Annotated in this window: 23 protein-coding genes; all 23 read left to right on the top strand. The window is 35.8% G+C overall.

From position 1 onward, the window contains the following. The first annotated feature begins 5 nt into the window (after positions 1-5). Positions 6-743 carry a 30S ribosomal protein S3 gene (gene rpsC, locus A0O34_RS06765; protein ID WP_066752875.1) on the top strand — a complete coding sequence of 246 codons (738 nt, stop codon included), beginning with the start codon at positions 6-8 and terminating at the stop codon, positions 741-743. 78 nt (positions 744-821) lie between these two features. Beyond that, on the top strand, positions 822-1,247 hold the full coding sequence (gene rplP, locus A0O34_RS06760) for a 50S ribosomal protein L16 (protein ID WP_066752872.1): 426 nt from the start codon (positions 822-824) through the stop codon (positions 1,245-1,247). 12 nt (positions 1,248-1,259) lie between these two features. Next, positions 1,260-1,448, top strand: coding sequence for a 50S ribosomal protein L29 (gene rpmC / locus A0O34_RS06755; RefSeq protein ID WP_066752868.1), 189 nt, complete (start codon positions 1,260-1,262; stop codon positions 1,446-1,448). A gap of 11 nt (positions 1,449-1,459) precedes the next feature. Continuing rightward, positions 1,460-1,717: a 30S ribosomal protein S17 gene (gene rpsQ / locus A0O34_RS06750; RefSeq protein WP_052186088.1), complete on the top strand. Its 258-nt coding sequence runs from the start codon at positions 1,460-1,462 to the stop codon at positions 1,715-1,717. 2 nt (positions 1,718-1,719) lie between these two features. After that, positions 1,720-2,088 (top strand): 50S ribosomal protein L14, encoded by a 369-nt coding sequence (gene rplN / locus A0O34_RS06745; RefSeq protein ID WP_066752865.1) that lies wholly within the window; start codon positions 1,720-1,722, stop codon positions 2,086-2,088. A 22-nt stretch (positions 2,089-2,110) separates the two neighbouring features. After that, positions 2,111-2,437, top strand: coding sequence for a 50S ribosomal protein L24 (gene rplX, locus A0O34_RS06740; RefSeq protein ID WP_054512040.1), 327 nt, complete (start codon positions 2,111-2,113; stop codon positions 2,435-2,437). Between the two features lie 13 nt (positions 2,438-2,450). Further along, positions 2,451-3,002: a 50S ribosomal protein L5 gene (rplE, locus tag A0O34_RS06735; RefSeq protein ID WP_054512039.1), complete on the top strand. Its 552-nt coding sequence runs from the start codon at positions 2,451-2,453 to the stop codon at positions 3,000-3,002. Between the two features lie 3 nt (positions 3,003-3,005). Then, complete coding sequence (gene rpsN / locus A0O34_RS06730; RefSeq protein WP_034712998.1) at positions 3,006-3,275, top strand: 30S ribosomal protein S14; 270 nt, start codon at positions 3,006-3,008, stop codon at positions 3,273-3,275. 146 nt (positions 3,276-3,421) lie between these two features. Then, positions 3,422-3,820 carry a 30S ribosomal protein S8 gene (gene rpsH / locus A0O34_RS06725; RefSeq protein WP_028122178.1) on the top strand — a complete coding sequence of 133 codons (399 nt, stop codon included), beginning with the start codon at positions 3,422-3,424 and terminating at the stop codon, positions 3,818-3,820. Between the two features lie 17 nt (positions 3,821-3,837). Further along, complete coding sequence (gene rplF / locus A0O34_RS06720) at positions 3,838-4,383, top strand: 50S ribosomal protein L6 (RefSeq protein ID WP_066752862.1); 546 nt, start codon at positions 3,838-3,840, stop codon at positions 4,381-4,383. 15 nt (positions 4,384-4,398) lie between these two features. Then, positions 4,399-4,752, top strand: coding sequence for a 50S ribosomal protein L18 (gene rplR, locus A0O34_RS06715; protein ID WP_066752859.1), 354 nt, complete (start codon positions 4,399-4,401; stop codon positions 4,750-4,752). A gap of 19 nt (positions 4,753-4,771) precedes the next feature. Continuing rightward, entirely contained in the window at positions 4,772-5,293 is a 522-nt protein-coding gene (rpsE, locus tag A0O34_RS06710; RefSeq protein ID WP_066752856.1) for a 30S ribosomal protein S5, read from the top strand. A gap of 10 nt (positions 5,294-5,303) precedes the next feature. Beyond that, positions 5,304-5,480, top strand: a complete 177-nt coding sequence (gene rpmD / locus A0O34_RS06705; protein WP_007839493.1) for a 50S ribosomal protein L30 — start codon at positions 5,304-5,306, stop codon at positions 5,478-5,480. An 18-nt stretch (positions 5,481-5,498) separates the two neighbouring features. Further along, entirely contained in the window at positions 5,499-5,948 is a 450-nt protein-coding gene (gene rplO, locus A0O34_RS06700; RefSeq protein ID WP_066752854.1) for a 50S ribosomal protein L15, read from the top strand. A 9-nt stretch (positions 5,949-5,957) separates the two neighbouring features. Further along, entirely contained in the window at positions 5,958-7,337 is a 1,380-nt protein-coding gene (gene secY, locus A0O34_RS06695; RefSeq protein ID WP_034702876.1) for a preprotein translocase subunit SecY, read from the top strand. Positions 7,338-7,340: 3 nt separating this feature from the next. After that, positions 7,341-7,556 (top strand): translation initiation factor IF-1, encoded by a 216-nt coding sequence (gene infA, locus A0O34_RS06690; RefSeq protein ID WP_047401287.1) that lies wholly within the window; start codon positions 7,341-7,343, stop codon positions 7,554-7,556. Between the two features lie 63 nt (positions 7,557-7,619). After that, entirely contained in the window at positions 7,620-7,736 is a 117-nt protein-coding gene (rpmJ, locus tag A0O34_RS22075; protein ID WP_007839480.1) for a 50S ribosomal protein L36, read from the top strand. Between the two features lie 9 nt (positions 7,737-7,745). Continuing rightward, positions 7,746-8,123, top strand: coding sequence for a 30S ribosomal protein S13 (gene rpsM, locus A0O34_RS06685; protein WP_066752851.1), 378 nt, complete (start codon positions 7,746-7,748; stop codon positions 8,121-8,123). A 12-nt stretch (positions 8,124-8,135) separates the two neighbouring features. After that, positions 8,136-8,525, top strand: coding sequence for a 30S ribosomal protein S11 (gene rpsK, locus A0O34_RS06680; RefSeq protein ID WP_034702879.1), 390 nt, complete (start codon positions 8,136-8,138; stop codon positions 8,523-8,525). 19 nt (positions 8,526-8,544) lie between these two features. After that, the gene (gene rpsD, locus A0O34_RS06675; RefSeq protein WP_066752848.1) at positions 8,545-9,153 is read left to right on the top strand and encodes a 30S ribosomal protein S4; all 609 of its coding nucleotides are present in this window, start codon (positions 8,545-8,547) and stop codon (positions 9,151-9,153) included. A gap of 33 nt (positions 9,154-9,186) precedes the next feature. Further along, on the top strand, positions 9,187-10,182 hold the full coding sequence (locus tag A0O34_RS06670) for a DNA-directed RNA polymerase subunit alpha (RefSeq protein ID WP_066752845.1): 996 nt from the start codon (positions 9,187-9,189) through the stop codon (positions 10,180-10,182). A 6-nt stretch (positions 10,183-10,188) separates the two neighbouring features. Continuing rightward, entirely contained in the window at positions 10,189-10,713 is a 525-nt protein-coding gene (gene rplQ / locus A0O34_RS06665; protein WP_066752842.1) for a 50S ribosomal protein L17, read from the top strand. Between the two features lie 76 nt (positions 10,714-10,789). Continuing rightward, on the top strand, positions 10,790-12,859 hold the full coding sequence (locus A0O34_RS22885) for a T9SS type A sorting domain-containing protein (RefSeq protein WP_066752839.1): 2,070 nt from the start codon (positions 10,790-10,792) through the stop codon (positions 12,857-12,859). Positions 12,860-12,891: the final 32 nt, after the last annotated feature.

Below are 12,891 nucleotides of genomic sequence, written 5' to 3'. Positions count from 1 at the left end.
AAGGTATGGGACAGAAGACAAATCCAATTGGTAACAGATTAGGTATCATCAGAGGATGGGATTCAAACTGGTTTGGTGGTAAAGATTATGGAGACAGAATCGCTGAAGACTACAAAATCAGAAGATACCTTGAAGCTAGATTATCTAAAGGTGGGATTTCAAAAATTTATATTGAAAGAACATTAAAATTAGTAACAGTAACAATCACTACTGCTAGACCGGGACTTATCATCGGTAAAGGAGGTCAGGAAGTTGACAAGTTAAAAGAAGAATTGAAGAAACTTACTAAAAAGGATATTCAAATCAATATTTTCGAAATCAAAAGACCTGAACTTGATGCAGTTTTAGTTGCTGACAGTATTGCTAAGCAAATTGAAAACAGAATTTCTTACAGAAGAGCTGTTAAAATGGCTATCGCTTCTACAATGAGAATGGGAGCTGAAGGTATCAAAGTTCAAATCTCTGGTAGATTGAACGGTGCTGAAATGGCAAGATCTGAGTCTTTCAAAGACGGAAGAATCCCATTGTCTACTTTCAGAGCAGATATCGACTATCATATCGGTGAGGCATTAACTCAGTACGGTAAGTTAGGAGTTAAGGTTTGGATCATGAAAGGAGAAGTTTACGGTAAGAGAGATCTTATGCCATTAGTAGGACAACAGAAGAAAGGTGGTCCTTCAGGAGGTGGAAACAGAGGAGATAGAGATAACAGAAGACCTTCAAGAGATAAAAAAAATAATTAATAAAATTTTAGAGGATAGTTTTTAAACGACCGTTACTTTTTTAAAATCTAAATTCTAAAATCTAAAATTTAAGAAATTATGTTACAACCAAAAAGAACCAAATTCCGTAGAGTTCATAAGATGAAGATGAAGGGGATTGCTCAAAGAGGTAATCAACTTGCTTACGGAACTTTCGGAATCAAAGCTACAGAAGGAGCTTGGATCACTGCAAGACAAATTGAAGCTGCTCGTATCGCTGCTACAAGATATATGAAGAGAGAAGGTCAACTATGGATCAAAATATTTCCAGATAAGCCAATTACTAAGAAACCAGCCGAAGTACGTATGGGTAAAGGTAAAGGTGCTGTGGAATATTGGGTAGCTGTAGTGAAGCCAGGTAAAATTATGTTCGAAGTCGGAGGAGTATCTTACGAAATCGCTAAAGAAGCATTAAGACTTGCTGCTCAAAAATTACCGATAGTTACTAAATTTGTAGTTGCTAACGATTTTGTTAAACCTCTATAATCTTTGAATACAATGAAACAAGCTGAAATTAAAAATCTAAGCGCTGAAGATATTCAAGCAAAATTGGCTGAAGCTAAAGCTGAATTCACTAAAATGAAATTAGCTCACAAAATAAGCCCACTTGAAAATCCAATTCAAATCAGAGATTTGAGAAGAACGATCGCAAGACTAAATACTGAGTTAACTAACAAACAACAATAAGATTTTCATACATTATGGAAAGAAACTTAAGAAAAGAAAGAATCGGAATAGTTTCCAGCAATAAAATGGAAAAGACCATTGTTGTAAGTGAGACGACTAGAGTGAAACACCCGATGTACGGTAAATTCGTATTAAAAACGAAAAAATATACTGCACACGACGAAAACAACGAATGCACAGAAGGAGATACAGTTCTTATCCAAGAAACTAGACCTATGAGCAAGAGTAAGAGATGGAGATTAGTAAGAATCATTGAAAAAGCTAAGTAATAATGTTACAAACAGAATCAAGATTAAAAGTTGCTGATAACACTGGTGCTAAAGAGGTACTAGTAATCAGAGTTCTGGGTGGTACCAGAAGAAGATATGCTTCAGTTGGTGATAAGATTGTAGTTACTATCAAGGCTTCTACACCATCAGGAAACGCAAAGAAAGGTCAAGTATCTAAAGCGGTAGTAGTAAGAACTAAAAAAGCAGTTAGAAGAAAAGATGGTTCATACATCAAATTCGAAGACAATGCTTGTGTTTTACTAAACGCTGGTGGAGAAATGAGAGGAACACGTGTTTTCGGACCTGTTGCTCGTGAGTTGAGAGACAAAGAATATATGAAGATCATTTCATTGGCTCCTGAAGTACTTTAATTTTAAAAATTTTTAAACGAAAATGTCAAAGTTAAAAATAAAAAGAGGAGATAACGTAATCATTACTACTGGTAAGAAAGATATCAAAGGTAAAACTGGTGAAGTTATTGAAGTGATCAAAAAAGAAGGAAAAGACCCTAGAGTTATCGTTGCAGGACTTAACATCGTTAAAAAACACGTTAAGCCTTCAGCTTCAAATCCTCAAGGAGGAATCACAGAAAAAGAAGCTTCTATTCATATCTCAAACATAGCTTTAGTTGGTAAAGACGGAAAAGCTATCAAAATCGGTTACAAAATCGATGGAGATAAGAAAGTAAGAATCGACAAAAAAACGGGTGAAACTTTATAATTTTAAATAACACATGGAATATATCGCAAGACCCAAGAAAGCATATAAAGAAACAATTGTTCCTGCAATGATGGAAGAATTTGGGTACAAATCTGTAATGCAGGTACCTAGATTAGAAAAAATCATCCTATCTCAAGGTTTGGGTGATGCTACTGCAGACAAGAAAATTATTGATTATGCTGTAGAAGAACTTACAAATATTACTGGTCAAAAGGCTGTAGGTACTATTTCTAAGAAAGATGAAGCAGCTTTCAAATTAAGAAAAGGTATGCCTGTAGGTGCTAAGGTAACTCTTAGAGCTAGCAAAATGTACGAATTCTTAGACAGACTTACTGCTTCTGCTTTGCCACGTATTAGAGATTTCTCTGGTATTAAAGCTGATGGTTTCGATGGTAGAGGTAATTATAACTTAGGTATTACTGAGCAAATTATCTTCCCTGAGATCGCAATCGACAAAGTGAAAAAAATCCAAGGGATGGACATCACTTTCGTTACAACTGCGAAAACAGATAAAGAAGCTAAAGCATTGTTAACTCACTTCGGTTTACCTTTCAAAAAGAACTAAGAAATGGCTAAAGAATCAATGAAAGCGCGTGAGCGCAAAAGAGAAGCTACTGTAGCTAAATACGCTGAGAAAAGAAAAGCTTTAAAAGAAGCTGGTGATTATGAAGGACTTCAAAAATTACCAAAAAATGCTTCTCCTGTAAGATTACACAACAGATGTAAACTAACAGGTAGACCAAGAGGTTACATGAGAACTTTCGGTCTTTCAAGAGTAACTTTCCGTGAAATGGCCAACAACGGTCTTATTCCGGGAGTGAAAAAAGCTAGTTGGTAGTCAATACTAATTAAAAATCGGGACAATTAAGTTGTCTGGATACTAAAGAAATAAATATCAGACCGAGGTTTTTCTGGAGTCTGATATTTTAATCTTCAAGTCCCTTCAATACTGGTTGTCTTTAACCAATAATTTAAAAAAGAAAAATGGTAACAGATCCAATTTCAGATTTCCTAACAAGAGTAAGGAACGCACAAAGCGCAGGCCACAAGGTGGTGGAAATTCCTGCATCGAAAATCAAAAAGGAGCTTACAAAAATCTTATTTGATCAAGGGTATATCTTAAACTACAAGTTTGAAGAGAGCGCTGTTCAAGGAACGATCAAAATAGCTTTGAAGTATGACAAACAAACTAGCAAACCTGCAATCAAGTCTATTCAAAGAGCTTCAAGACCAGGTCTAAGACAATACAAAGGTTCTACTGAACTTCCAAGAGTCTTAAACGGTTTGGGCGTAGCTATTATCTCTACTTCTAGAGGAGTAATGACAGATAAAAAAGCTAGACAAGAAAAAGTAGGCGGTGAAGTAATCTGCTATGTTTATTAATTTTTAATCAAAGGAAAATGTCAAGAATTGGTAAAGCAATTATAACAATTCCCGCTGGAATTACTGTCACTCAAAAAGATGGTGTGGTAACTGTAAAAGGTCCTAAAGGGGAACTTACTCAGGAGCTTACAGAAGGAATTACTTTAGAACAAAACGATGGTGTGCTTACATTCAGCAGACCGTCTGATTCTAAGCAACACAGAGCGCTACACGGTTTATACCGAGCGTTAATCAATAACATGATTTTGGGAACTACTGAAGGTTTCACAAAAAAGTTAGAACTAGTAGGGGTAGGATATAGAGCTTCACACACAGGTCAAAAACTTGAGTTGGCTTTAGGATTCTCTCACGGTATCGTTTTAGAACTTCCAAAAGAAGTTGTAATTGATACATTGACTGAAAAAGGTAAAAATCCAATTATTACTTTAGCGTCTCATGACAAGCAACTTCTTGGAATGGTGGCAGCAAAAATCCGCTCATTCAGAAAGCCTGAGCCGTACAAAGGAAAAGGTGTAAGATTCGTTGGGGAAATTGTTAGACGTAAAGCTGGTAAATCTGCTTAATAAATTATAAGTATTATGGCATTAAGTAAAGTAGAAAAAAGAATAAGAATAAAAAGAAGAGTAAGAGGGAAAATCTCTGGAACTTCTGAATTGCCAAGATTATCTGTATATAAAAGTAATAAGGAAATTTACGCTCAGTTAATCGACGATAAAGATGGCAAAACTTTAGCATCTGCTTCTTCTAGAGAGAAAGGAGTTGACGCTAATGGTACAAAAAGTGAAGTTTCTGCCGCTGTTGGTAAAGCTATTGCTGCTAAAGCAGTTGCTGCAGGAATTGAAGCTATTGTATTTGATAGAAACGGTTTCGTATACCATGGTAGAGTGAAAGCTCTAGCTGATGGCGCGAGAGAAGGAGGACTTAAATTCTAATCATTAAATTTCGGAAAATATGTTAGGACTAGATAATATAGAAAGAGTAAAACCGGGAGGATTAGAATTAAAAGATCGTCTCGTGTCAGTTAACAGAGTAACTAAAGTAACAAAAGGGGGTAGAGCTTTCGGGTTTTCTGCTATCGTTGTTGTTGGAAATGAAGAAGGAGTTATTGGTTACGGTTTAGGTAAATCTAAAGAGGTTGCTTCTGCAATTGCGAAAGCAGTTGAAGACGCTAAGAAAAACCTTGTAAAGGTACCTGTAATGAACCATACAATCCCTCACCAAACTGCTGCTAGATATGGTGGTGCAGATATCTTCTTGAGACCTGCTTCTCACGGTACAGGACTTATTGCAGGTGGTGCAGTAAGAGCGGTATTGGAGTCTGCTGGTATTCACGATATCCTTTCAAAATCTAAAGGATCTTCTAACCCTCACAACGTAGTGAAAGCTACTTTCAAAGCGTTATTAGACATCAGAAGACCTGAAGAAATTGCAAGAATGAGAGGAGTTTCTCTAAGTAAAGTGTTTAACGGTTAATAAATAAACAATGGCAACAATTAAAGTAAAACAAGTAAGAAGCGCTATTGGTAGAACAAAAACCCAAAAGAGAACGCTTGAAGCATTAGGATTTAAGAAACTTCACCAAGTTGTAGAACACGAAGCTACGCCTTCTATTTTAGGTATGATAGCTGCAGTTAGTCATTTACTTGAAGTTCAAAAATAATTTTAAAAAGAAATTAAAATGAATTTAAACAACATAAAACCTGCTGCAGGTTCTACTTTTAGTTCAAAAAGAATTGGTAGAGGTCAAGGTAGTGGAAAAGGAGGTACTTCTACAAAAGGTCACAAGGGACAGAAAGCAAGAGCTGGTTATTCTCAAAAGATCGGTTTTGAAGGAGGTCAGATGCCTTTACAAAGAAGATTACCGAAATTCGGTTTCAAAAATGTAAACAGAAAAGAATTTAGAGCTATTAACCTAGACGATATTCAAACTTTAATTGATACTAAATCTGTAACAGGAGATATTACAAAAGAAGTTTTGGTACAAAACGGTCTAGCTACTAAAAACGAATCAGTGAAAATTATGGGTAGAGGAGAATTGAAATCTGCGGTTTCAATCTCTGCTGATAAATTCACTAAATCTGCATTAGAGCTTATCTCTAAAGCAGGTGGACAAGCAATTACATTATAATAGTAACTAATGAAAGAATTTATACAAACCCTTAAGAATATTTGGAGCCTAAAGGAATTAAGAGATAAAATTCTCTTTACGTTAGGTATTATCCTTGTGTATAGATTCGCATCTTATATCTCGTTGCCTGCAATTAACCTTGCAGAAGTAGGAGATCTCTTAGAGCATTATAAAAATCAAGGCGGTAACAAGCAAGGAGCAGGTCTCCTTGGCTTGCTTTCGTCGTTTACGGGTGGGGCTTTCAGTCACGCTTCTGTAATGGCGTTAGGTATCATGCCTTATATTTCAGCTTCTATTATTGTTCAGTTGATGGGGATGGCTATTCCTTATCTTCAGAAACTTCAGAAAGATGGAGAGTCCGGTAGAAATACATTGAATCAAATTACTAGATGGTTAACAATTGGGGTTTGTCTTGTACAGGCACCTTCTTATTTAACTTCTATTACTCAATTATTCTTACCATATGCTCAGTTCCAATCTGCATACTATGTAGAGCCAAACTCTATCATGTTCTGGTTACCAAGTATTGTTATACTTGTTGCCGGTTCAGTATTTGCAATGTGGTTAGGTGAGAAAATTACTGACAAAGGGATCGGAAATGGTATTTCTATCCTTATTATGGTTGGTATCTTATCTAGACTTCCAGAAGCATTTGTACAGGAAATGGCCGTGCAGAATGGAAAAGGAGGAATGGGATCTATCATGATCCTTATTGAAGTGATATTCTGGATGTTGGTGGTTCTTTTAGCAGTCGTCCTCTCGGTCGCTGTTAGAAAAATTCCAATTCAATATGTAAGCAGAGCTCAAGCAAGAGGAGGTGTAAATAGAAATCTTATGCAAGGAGCAAGACAATGGATTCCATTGAAAGTTAATGCTGCCGGTGTTATGCCAATTATCTTTGCTCAGGCATTGATGTTCGTACCTGGTTTATTAACCAAATTTGATGAGTCTAATACTTTTCTTGCAGGTTTCAAGAATGTTTTTAGCTGGCAGTACAACGTATTGTTCGCGCTATTAATTATTATCTTCTCATTTTTCTATACTGCAATTACTATTCCGGTAAACCAAATGGCTGATGATTTGAAGAGAAATGGAGGTTTAGTACCGAAAGTAAGACCCGGTAAAGAGACAGCTGATTATTTAGATGATATTTTATCAAAAATTACCTTGCCAGGTGCAATATTTTTATCTATCTTTGCAGTCCTTCCGGCAATTGTGCATGGGAGCTTTGTTCAGACAGATGCGTTCGCCCTATTTTTCGGGGGAACATCACTATTGATTATGGTGGGAGTTATTTTGGATACAGTTCAACAGATTAATACATATCTGCTGAACCATCACTATGATGGCTTAATGCAGTCTAAACTGTCAAGAACGACTGGATATTAATTTATGGCAAAACAAAAACATATTGAACAAGACGGCGTTATTACGGAAGCACTTTCGAACGCCCAGTTCCGTGTAGAGCTAGAAAATGGGCATATGCTTATCGCTCATATTTCTGGTAAAATGAGAATGCATTATATTAAACTTTTACCTGGTGATAAGGTAAAACTAGAAATGTCTCCCTATGATTTGACAAAGGGGAGAATTACTTTTAGATATTAAACAACCGCCAAATGGAGTCTTCGGGTTTCCATTTGGCTATTGTTAAAAAATAAATACTATCAAATGAAAGTTAGAGCATCAATCAAAAAAAGAAGTGCTGATTGCAAGATCGTACGCAGAAAGGGTGTACTATTTGTAATCAACAAGAAGAACCCAAAATTTAAACAAAGACAAGGCTAATATTAAATTATGGCGAGAATTGCAGGTATTGATTTACCAAAAAACAAAAGAGGCGTTATCGGTTTGACTTATATTTATGGAGTTGGAAGAAGTACTTCTTCTGAAATCCTTAAAGCTGCCGGTATTAGCGAAGATAAGAAAGTCAACGAATGGAATGACGATGAATTGGCCGCAATCAGAAATTTTATTACTGAAAACGTAAAAGTTGAAGGTGAATTAAGATCTGAAGTGCAATTGAACATCAAGAGATTGATGGACATAGGATGCCAACGAGGAATACGTCACAGACTAGGACTACCTTTAAGAGGCCAGAGAACGAAAAACAACTCGAGAACCCGTAAAGGAAAGAGAAAAACAGTTGCTAACAAGAAAAAAGCAAGTAAATAATCGTTAGGAATTATGGCAAAACAAAGTAAAGTAGTTAAAAAAAGAAAAGTAAAAGTTGAAGCTATTGGTGAAGCGCATATTCAAGCTTCTTTCAATAACATCATCATTTCTTTAACAAATAAAAGCGGAGAAGTTATCTCTTGGGCTTCTGCCGGTAAAATGGGATTCAGAGGTTCTAAAAAGAACACTCCTTTTGCTGCTCAAATGGCAGCTGAAAATTGCTCTAACGTAGCTCACGAAGCTGGACTAAGAAGAGTAAAGGTGTATGTGAAAGGTCCTGGTGCAGGTAGAGAATCTGCTATCAGAACAATTCACAATTCAGGTATTGAAGTTAGCGAAATTATTGACGTTACTCCTATGCCACACAATGGATGTAGACCACCAAAAAGAAGAAGAGTTTAATTTTTAGAATTTACCCATTATGGCAAGATATATTGGACCTAAAACTAAGATTGCTAGAAAGTTTGGTGCTGCAATCTACGGAGATGACAAAAACTTCGAAAAGAGAAAAAACCAACCGCCAGGACAACATGGTCCTAACAAAAGAAGAGGTGCTAAAAAATCAGAATATGCAGTTCAGTTAGCTGAAAAACAAAAAGCTAAATATACTTATGGTATTTTAGAAAGACAGTTTGCAAACTTATTCGATAAAGCACACAGAAGTAAAGGTGTAACAGGTGAAGTTCTATTACAGCTTTGTGAATCAAGATTGGATAACGTAGTATACAGATTAGGTTTTTCTAAAACTAGAGCTGGTGCTAGACAGTTAACTTCTCACAGACACATTACTGTGAATGGTGAGATCCTTAACATCCCTTCTTATTTAGTAAAAGCTGGTGACGTAATCGCTGTAAGAGAGAAATCTAAATCTCTTGAAGTTGTTACTGACTCATTAGCTGCTAAAGCAAATTATGAGTGGTTACAATTCAACGATGAGAAGAAAGAAGGTACTTTCATCTCTGCTCCTGAGAGAATCCAAATCCCGGAAGACATCAAGGAACAGCTTATCGTCGAACTTTACTCTAAATAATTTTTTAATCAAATTTTTGCTCAACCCAATAATATGGCAATTTTACAATTCATAAAACCCGATAAAGTAATTTTACTTAACTCTGATGAATTTAAAGGTCAATTCGAATTCAGACCTCTAGAACCAGGTTTCGGGCTTACAATCGGTAATGCTTTGAGAAGAGTGTTGCTTTCTTCTCTGGAAGGATATGCTATTTCATCTATCAAAATAGAAGGTGTAGAGCACGAATTTTCAACTATTCCAGGAGTAATCGAAGACGTAACCGAAATTATTCTTAACCTTAAGCAGGTAAGACTAAAAGCTACGGCAGAAAACCAGACAAATGAGCAGGTTATTGCTAAAGTTTCGGGACAGACGATTATTACTGCTGGAGATTTAGGTAAATCAATCAGTGGATTCGAGATTTTAAATCCGGATTTATTAATCTGTAACCTAAACAGTGATGTAACTTTCGAAATCACCTTCAATGTAGAGAAAGGTAGAGGGTACGTTCCTTCGGAACAAAATAAGACAAACAATGCTCCTGTAGGAACTATTGCTATTGACTCTATTTTTACCCCTATTAAGAAAGTACAATACAGTATTGAAAATTACCGTGTAGAGCAAAAAACAGACTACGAAAAACTTGTATTAGATATAGAAACTGATGGCTCAATCAGCCCTCAGAATGCTTTAACAGAAGCTTCTAAGATATTAATTTATCACTTCATGTTGTTCTCTGATGAGAGAATCACACTTGAAACTGAAGCTGTAAAAGCATCTATCCAGTACGATGAAGAGACTCTTCACACAAGACAACTTCTTAAGTCTAAATTAGCAGATATGGATCTTTCAGTAAGAGCCCTTAACTGTCTAAAAGCAGCTGAAGTAGAAACTCTTGGAGAATTGGTTTCTTACAGTAAGTCTGATTTGATGAAATTCAGAAATTTTGGTAAAAAATCTTTGACAGAACTAGAAGAATTAGTGCATTCAAAAGGTCTTAACTTCGGTTTCGACGTTGCAAAATATAAGTTAGACGCTGATAAATAATTAATAATGAGACACGGTAAAAAATTCAATCACTTAGGAAGAACAGCTTCTCATAGAAGTGCTTTACTTTCTAATATGGCTTGTTCTCTAATTGAGCATAAAAGAATCAACACTACTGTAGCTAAAGCGAAAGCTTTAAGAGTATATGTTGAACCTCTATTAACAAAGGCAAAAGAAGATACTACACACAATAGAAGAATTGTTTTTTCATATCTTCAAAGTAAAGAAGCGGTTACTGAACTTTTCAGATCAGTAGCTCCTAAAATCGCAGAAAGAAACGGCGGGTATACAAGAATCATCAAGACTGGTTTCAGACAAGGTGATGCTGCTGATATGGCTCTTATCGAGCTTGTTGATTTCAACGAACTTTACAACCCTAATGCTGACGAGAAAAAGACTACTAGAAGAAGTAGAAGAGCTACAACTGCTAAAAAAGAAGCTGTAGTTGCTGATGCTCCTAAAGTAGAAGAAAAAGTTGAAGAGCCTACGGCTGAAGCAACTGATTCTACAGAGGAAAAAACTGAAGAATAATATAATATTTTCTTCAAGATATAAAAGGAGCGTGTATGTATTTACAGGCTCCTTTATTTTTACTAAAATTTTGACCATGAAAAAAACTTTACTTTTTATTTTATTACAATTTTGTGTTTTAGTTTTCAGTCAGGCTCCTACTTTAGACTGGCAGCTCGCAACTCCTTTCATCCGACTGGAGCAGGTGAAAAAAATGGAAATCTTACCGGATGGCAGCTATTTAGCGCATAAGGATAATGATAATAATGATTTAATTATCACCGAAAACAATGGAAAAACATGGAGACAGATTAATGATAATTCAAAAAATGTCGCCGATTTTACGATTCATAACAACAAAGGGTATGCTATCATAGGAGGTGATCTTCGGATTACCGATCCCAAGTTTTCTACTCCAGGGGTTTCTTATCCGCTTCCCACAAATACTCAGACAATTTTTGTACTGAATGATAATACCATATTCATAGGCTCGGATAATAGCAGAATACATAAATCTACCAACGGAGGGGCGACATGGGTTAGCTACATTGTTCCAACAGTGTATCAGGATAAAATCATGAGTGTATTTTTTACTGATGCAAATACCGGATTTTGTGTTTCGGATGCAACACTCGGAAACAGTTTTATTTTTAAAACGACTAATGGAGGACAGACATGGGTAAAGATGAATACAAGTTCCGTGGAATTTAGCAAGATTGTATTTAAAGATTCGATGAATGGAATTGCTACAAAATATGGTGGAAACCCTCTATATACTTTAGATGGAGGAAATACTTGGAATGAAGCCGCAGGCGTTGGAACCTTAAATGATATTAAATTGTATAACAATGAATATATTGCCATAGGAAATCCCAATAAATTATACAAAACTACTACAGGGGAAGTATGGACAAATACAGCGATGTATCCTCCTGTTTTTCATGTTTTTACTTGTCTTGCGACTCATCCTGATTTTGTTCTTGCGGGAACAAATAATGACACGGGTAGCAGCCAATTACGCCATACCATTTTTAAAAGTACAGACTTGCTGAATTGGAATCCTTTAGCTATGAAATGGATCTACTGGGCACTTTACAATCAGGCTTATGCAAGTGAAAAATTAGCAATAGTACCTTTTAGCTATTTTTCTCAAGACAAAGGTTATTCTTGGGAGGCTTCGAGAAATGATTTCCCTGCAGGAGCAATGAATATATTACCTGATGGGAAAGGTATTGCTATAGGAAGAAGTACATCTCAATTTTGGAAAACAATTGATAATGGACTAACTTGGACGGAAGCTATATCTCCTAATACAAGATTAACCATACCGGCTATGAAACCCAATGGAGATTTTGCAATTGCCAATTTGGGAACCAATTCCAACCAATTTACAGGATATATCTCAACGTATTCTGCTGCGGGTGGATGGACTCCGCCAGTGAGTGTTGAATGGGAAGTTTCTTCAATGAAATTTATCGATAATAATGTAGGTTTTCTTGTGCAGCGAGAAAAAGTTATGAAAACTGTAGATGGTGGACTGACATGGGCTGCCGTTACCAATTATCCCGGAGCAATAGCAGATGCAAGGAATATTGTCTTTGGAAACTCTTCAAGAGTATATATTGGTAAATATTATACAACGAATTTAGGAGCGACATGGACGTCTGTACCTTCGCCAATGTCATTTTTTAAAGATTATGAAATTTTTTCGGATGGTACAGGATATGCTATGGATCTCTATAGAGATGTTTATAAAACAACAAATTTTGGAGCATCGTGGCAGAAAATTATAACAACACAATTGTTGCTTACACCAGGCAGTACGATTAATAAAGTTGCTTTTGCTAAAAATTATATGGTAGCAGTAGGGGCAACAGGTTTCTATGTAATAGACCTGGTAACGGGTAATCTTTCTACCAACGATCCTAAATTAGAAATAAACAACAAAATAAGGATTTACCCAAATCCAACTTCATCCATATTATTTTTTGATATAAAAGAAAAAATAAAAAGTATCATTGTATTTGATATTTCCGGAAGAATTTTTAGAAATATTGAGAATGTAAAAGAGAGTTCAATTGATATTTCTGATTTGGAAAAAGGAAATTATTTTGTGAAAGTAATTACTGAAGATAAGACGTACTTAGAAAAAGTCATTAAGAAATAAATAAAAACCGTTCAGGCTTCTGAACGGTTTTT

It is taken from the genome of Chryseobacterium glaciei (assembly GCF_001648155.1).
Lineage (GTDB): Bacteria > Bacteroidota > Bacteroidia > Flavobacteriales > Weeksellaceae > Chryseobacterium > Chryseobacterium glaciei.
The sequence above is the reverse complement of the archived record's forward strand: the minus strand, read 5'-3'. Positions and strand labels throughout refer to the sequence as shown.